The sequence below is a fragment of the Shewanella sp. NIFS-20-20 genome (assembly GCF_019209865.1).
Classification (GTDB): Bacteria; Pseudomonadota; Gammaproteobacteria; order Enterobacterales; family Shewanellaceae; genus Shewanella.
Genome location: NZ_JAHUTT010000104.1, coordinates 1 through 5,706, shown reverse-complemented (window position 1 = coordinate 5,706; position 5,706 = coordinate 1). Strand labels below are relative to the sequence as shown.

At 46.8% G+C, this 5,706-nt stretch carries 3 protein-coding genes; 2 read left to right on the top strand and 1 reads right to left on the bottom strand.

Annotated features, from left to right (window positions below):
• Positions 1 to 179: 179 nt before the first annotated feature.
• Entirely contained in the window at positions 180 to 2,135 is a 1,956-nt protein-coding gene (locus KU855_RS18530) for a TonB-dependent siderophore receptor (protein WP_218532755.1), read from the bottom strand.
• 472 nt (positions 2,136 to 2,607) lie between these two features.
• Here KU855_RS18530 and KU855_RS18525 point away from each other — a divergent pair, with 472 nt between their 5' ends.
• Both KU855_RS18525 and KU855_RS18520 read left to right on the top strand, forming a co-directional pair.
• On the top strand, positions 2,608 to 3,246 hold the full coding sequence (locus KU855_RS18525) for a TetR/AcrR family transcriptional regulator (RefSeq protein ID WP_218532753.1): 639 nt from the start codon (positions 2,608 to 2,610) through the stop codon (positions 3,244 to 3,246).
• A gap of 27 nt (positions 3,247 to 3,273) precedes the next feature.
• The gene (locus tag KU855_RS18520; protein ID WP_218532751.1) at positions 3,274 to 5,550 is read left to right on the top strand and encodes an acyl-CoA dehydrogenase; all 2,277 of its coding nucleotides are present in this window, start codon (positions 3,274 to 3,276) and stop codon (positions 5,548 to 5,550) included.
• Positions 5,551 to 5,706 lie beyond the last annotated feature (156 nt).

Sequence of the window (5,706 nt, the reverse complement as noted above, 5' to 3'; positions counted from 1 at the left end):
ACAAGATGAAAAGAAGATTTGCCTAAATCGATCCCAATTACTTTAATAGTAGACATGATGGTTCGCCTCTTTGTTTGCCTAACCCTAAGCTTAGCTTAGGGGTGAGGCGGACCATCTAATTAAGCCTTGGCTTGGGGCCAAGGCGTTATGATGGCAACTCCTTTTAGTAAAGCCTGCGCTTATAGTTGCCAGTTAATACCGACAAACACTTGGCGACCGGCCCGCGGCATAAAGTCACTTTGATAGTAGAGCTCATCAAATAAATTGGTGGCGCGAACATACAGTTCGAGATTATCTTTCCAAAGCTTTTGATTGATGCTCAAATCCACGAGCGTGTAGTTTGCTAATTCAACGCCTTTACCATTCACTTGGTCTATGACCCGCTCAGCATTGACCCGGGTTGTTAAACCAAAAGGAAGATCATAACTGGCTTGGAACCGCACTTGATGTTTTGGGCGATACTGTAAACGCTGCTCGGTGGCACGATCTTCCGTATCAGTAAAGCTGTAACTTAAGGTGAGCCCTAGGCTATCAAAATAGCGATTGGTCATTTGCATATCGATGCCCATAAAGCGGTAATCACCAATATTTTGCTCTTGGCCAAGTTCATCTTTGGCAATGTAATCATTAGCATCAGTAATATAACTGCTGATATTAACATCGGTATTTAAGGGCAAAGTTTGTTGTAACCCCAATTCAAACTGATGAGCAACTTCGGCCTTAAGTGCCACATTGCCACCATCGGCGGCGTATAAATCGCTGATCGAAGGATAGCGAACTTTTTGGGCGACGCCGGTATGAATTCGGCTAGAATCAGTGAGTTGATAGTAGGCTGATGCTTGCGCCGAGAAATCGCTATCACTGTGCTCGACGCGATCATAATGGTGGAATGCGCCACCGACACTAAAGCCATATAACTCATCGGCCTGATATTGGTATTCGCCTGCTGCGGTGTACACCATGATGCTTTCATCAATATCACCGGCGCCCGAATTACCGCCCCCCGAACCGGTGCCGCCGCCTGTTCCACCGGCTTTGAGCGTACGTAACTTTTGGGTATGAGAATACCAGTCTTGCTGCTCAACGATGGCCGATGTGGTTAGGATAGCACCGTGGTCAAATTCACTGATAAATTGAATATTGGTTCCAGTCACTTTCGAAGTGCTAGTCACTATGCTATTGAGATTATTTAATTTGTGATTGTAAAAATTCTCAGTCATGTCGGTTTGGTTATGGTAAATAAAACCGCGCAGTGCATAAGTGTCATTAAAGGCGTGGGCAGCACCCACTTGAAGGCTTTGTTCGTTATAATCTTCTACCCGAGACGGGGTCTTCTTACGATCAACGGTCGGTGATTTGCCCCAATAGCCATCACGCTGACTGTAGTTTGCCATGAGTTTGGTGGCATCAGAGGCAAAGTAGCTGCCTTGGGCATAATAGTTAGTCAGTTTTCTATCCGAGTTAAAGCGGATATCACCTATCTGATTTCTGGTATCGATAAAATCATCTGCCATGGGCGTGCCATCGGTTTCTTGATGGGTCACACTCATGATCCCTTGCCAGTTCTCACCTGAACCTGCCGCACTGATATCGGCATTCAAAGTATTATCTGGTGCAGATTCTACTTTACCTGATAACAACGATGATCCATCGCCTTGTTTAGTGATAATGTTGATGACACCGGCACTGCCGCCCGGACCATATAACACTGACGTTGGCCCCACAGAGACTTCTACCCGTGCGATTTGAGTGGTTGGGATCACGCTTGGATCAAACTGACCATCTTCGGCACTGCTGGTTGGCACACCATTAATTAAAAACGTGATATGCCGAGTTTTCAAACCTCGTATATCAACGCGAGGGGTGGAATCTCCGCCAACACGGACATACACACCTGGGACATTGGCGATGACTTGATCAAAGGTTTGAGCACCAGATGCGGCGATTTCATCGGCATCAATCACCCACTTGGTGGTGGAGATTTCATTGGCTTTGGCGGGCGAACCTTTAACTACGATCACTTCGTCCATGGCAAGGATACGATCGCGCTCGCCATGCGCGGCGAAGGCTGGGTTGATGATGCCCATGGCTAAAGAAAGACTGCTTAAGGTGAAAAGTGTACGGCTGATTAACATGATAACTTACTCGTTGGCATTGTTTTACTTGTGTTTATTTGACGCTGAGTATTGAGATGAGGGGATCTTGGGTCAAGATGCTTCATTGGAAATGGGGATCTAATCTGGTTTATTGCCTATTTTTCCGAGCCAGGTTTGCTTGGAAAGCTGCACTTGGGTCATTTTGGCCTAGCCTTGGATAAATTGACTCAGGGGGGGGCGGGCAAATATCCGCCACGGTCAAGCTAAAACAGGTCGTTTGGCGTCAAGCAAGCAGCGGGGGGTTACCCCAAAATCCGCCGTAGAATCGTGGGTTATTACGCCGCAAAAATGGCGAGAGAACATGGGGGATAGTGGTTTGAAACAAGCAGTAAGGCCTGCAAACGTGATCACACAATCTGCTGTATTTATGCATGTTTATCATAAGTAAATGTTTGACAATTTGTTAACTAGTGTTTAATTTAAACAAGTGTTTAAATTAGGGGGCAAGGCTATGGCCGGTCGAACAGACACTAAAACTCGCATCTTGGATGCCGCAGAAAAATTATTCGCTGAACGTGGCTTCTCAGAAACATCACTGCGTTTGATTACTAGTAAGGCGGAAGTCAATTTAGCCTCAGTAAATTATCATTTTGGCTCAAAAAAAGAGCTTATTAGGGCGGTGTTGGCCCGATATCTTGACGTATTTATGCCCAATGCCTCGCTGCAGATCGGCTTGTGCCAACAGCAAAACTCCCCCGCGAGTTTACAGCAAATATTTACCTCACTGGTACGTCCTTTATTGGATCTTAACCAGTTACGGGAAGATGGAACGACCATATTCTTACAGTTATTGGGACGCGGCTATATTGAGAGTCAGGGGCATTTGCGCTGGTTTATTACTACTCACTATACTGAACATCTACAAAACTTCGTTAAGGCGGTGTCTGACAGTGCGCCACATATTCCACCGGAAGAAATGTTTTGGCGACTACATTTTACCTTAGGAACCATAGTGTTCACCATGGCATCGGCCGATGCCTTACGTGAAATCGCAGCCGCTGACTTTAATGAACAAATCGATATAGAAGGGGTTCTTAAACGCGTGATCCCTTATATGGCTTCAGGCGTGAGTGTCGAACTTTTGCCGTAAGGCCACCCATAACTGACAGGAATCGTCATGACCATTTTACTTTTGTTGATAGGTGCCATTATTGCCATTTTTATGGTGCCCAAATTTAGGATGACTTTAATCAGTCTGCCGGCTTTGAATTTTATTCGCAAAGTCCTTCCGCCGTTATCACAAACCGAACGAGAAGCGATGGAAGCCGGTGATACTTGGTGGGATGCTGAACTGTTTGCCGGCAATCCCGATTGGAATAAATTACATGCTTATGACAAGCCAATATTGTCGGCTGATGAGCAAAAATTTATTGATAATCAACTCGCTACGGCGCTTGCAATGATCGATGATCATCAAATCACCGCTGAGCTTGGTGATTTACCGCCTGAGTTGTGGCAATACTTTCGCGACAATAAATTCTTTGCGTTAATCATTCCTAAAAAATACGGCGGCTTAGCATTTTCAGCCTACGCTAACTCGACCATAGTGTCGCAACTGGCTAGCCGCAGCATTAGTGCCGCGGTCACCGTTATGGTGCCAAATTCGTTAGGGCCAGGTGAATTATTAGCCCACTATGGCACCACTGAACAAAAAGAACGCTGGTTACCCGCTTTGGCCAACGGCCAAGAAATTCCATGTTTTGCCTTAACCGGACCTGAGGCCGGCAGTGATGCGGGTGCAATCAGCGATGTTGGCATCGTTTGCGAGCGAGAGTTTGAAGGGCAGCGTCAACTGGGCTTAAGTCTCACCTGGAATAAACGCTATATCACCCTCGCGCCTGTAGCAACGGTACTTGGTTTAGCGTTTAAAATGCGCGATCCTGATAACTTACTTGGCGATCAGACTGAGCTTGGGATTACTTGTGCGTTAATTCCCACCTCGCATCCTGGAGTTATTCATGGTGCGCGTCATCACCCGATGGGATTAGCCTTTATGAATGGTACCACTTCAGGTGAGGATGTTTTCATTCCCCTAGATTGGATCATTGGTGGCCCAAGTTACGCGGGTAAAGGCTGGCGTATGTTAGTTGAGTGTTTATCGGCTGGACGCGGAATATCGCTACCGGCGTTAGCCACGGCAACGGCACATATGGCGTGTAAATCCACCACGGCTTATGCGGCAGTTAGGCATCAATTTGGGGTTGCCATCCAGCAATTTGAAGGGGTGCAAGAAGCGTTGGCACGGATCATTGCCAACACCTATCAACTGGAGGCCGCGCGGCGATTAACCACAACCGCCTTGGATTTGAAAGCCAAACCTGGGGTGGTGACTGCGATTGCTAAATACCATATGACTGAACTGGGTCGTAGCGTTATCAATGATGCCATGGATATCCAAGCAGGAAAGGGCGTGCAACTAGGGCCTAAAAATATATTAGCGTATCATTACATCGCTAATCCCATTTCAATCACGGTGGAAGGGGCCAACATTTTAACCCGCAGTTTAATGATCTTTGGCCAAGGGGCAACCCGATGCCACCCTTATGTGCTGGACGAAATGCGCGTTGCGGCCATGGAAGATGAGCAAGCGGCGTTGCTCGAGTTTGATAAGTTATTGAGCCGTCATATGCTGTATACCGCCAGCAATGGGGCTAGGGCCTTTGGACATGCATTGACGGCGAGTGTGTTTGCTCAAAGTCCAGTCAGTGGTCCGACGCGTAGCTATTACCAGCAATTGACTCGACTATCCGCGGCCTTGGCGTTAATCAGTGATCTAGCGATGCTAACGCTCGGTGGTCAATTGAAACGCAAAGAAATGCTGTCGGCGCGGTTAGGGGATGTATTGAGTCAATTGTATTTGGCCTCAGCGACGTTGAAGATGTTTGAAGATAATGGCCATCAATACGATGATTTACCTGCCGTGGAGTTTGCGCTGCAATCTCAATTACATCAAGCGGCTTTAGCGCTTGAAAATGCGATACAGAACTTCCCTAATCGTTTTATTCGCTGGAAGTTAAGCTGGGCGATTTTCCCCTTGGGCAATCGTTTTACCCCACCTAATGATGCTTTGAGTACCCAAGTGGTCCATTCCATGTCTACACCGAATCCCGCTCGAGAAAGGATCACTCATTTATGTGGCGATTTAAGTTTAGGGGTGACTGGCATGAGCGTTATCGAACAAGCATTTGAGCTGCAATATCGCTTGCGGTCATTGTTGAAACGCATTAACCACGCCCAACGCGCGGGTAACTTAGCCAAGCATTTATATGGCGCAGACTTATACCAATTGGCGTTTGAGTCTGAACTGGTGAATGAAGAAGAGTTAGCGCAGTTAATGAAGTATGAAACTGTACGCGCCGCAACCATTGCCGTCGATGAGTTTCCAGCTCATTAATAGGGATGTAGCCATAAAAAAACCCGCAATTAGCGTAATGCCGATCAGTTAAGACAGATCGCTTGACGATCTCACTGAAAGGATCAAAATCCGATGACCCCTTGTCATCGGATTTTTTTATGCAACTTTCAGAAGCTTTGGCGCGTACTCATATCA

Bases quoted from the DNA above. Each gene is read 5' to 3' on its own strand.
- KU855_RS18530 (WP_218532755.1), bottom strand. From the start codon at position 2,135: ATGTTAATCAGCCGTACACTTTTCACCTTAAGCAGTCTTTCTTTAGCC.
- KU855_RS18525 (WP_218532753.1), top strand. From the start codon at position 2,608: ATGGCCGGTCGAACAGACACTAAAACTCGCATCTTGGATGCCGCAGAA.
- KU855_RS18520 (WP_218532751.1), top strand. From the start codon at position 3,274: ATGACCATTTTACTTTTGTTGATAGGTGCCATTATTGCCATTTTTATG.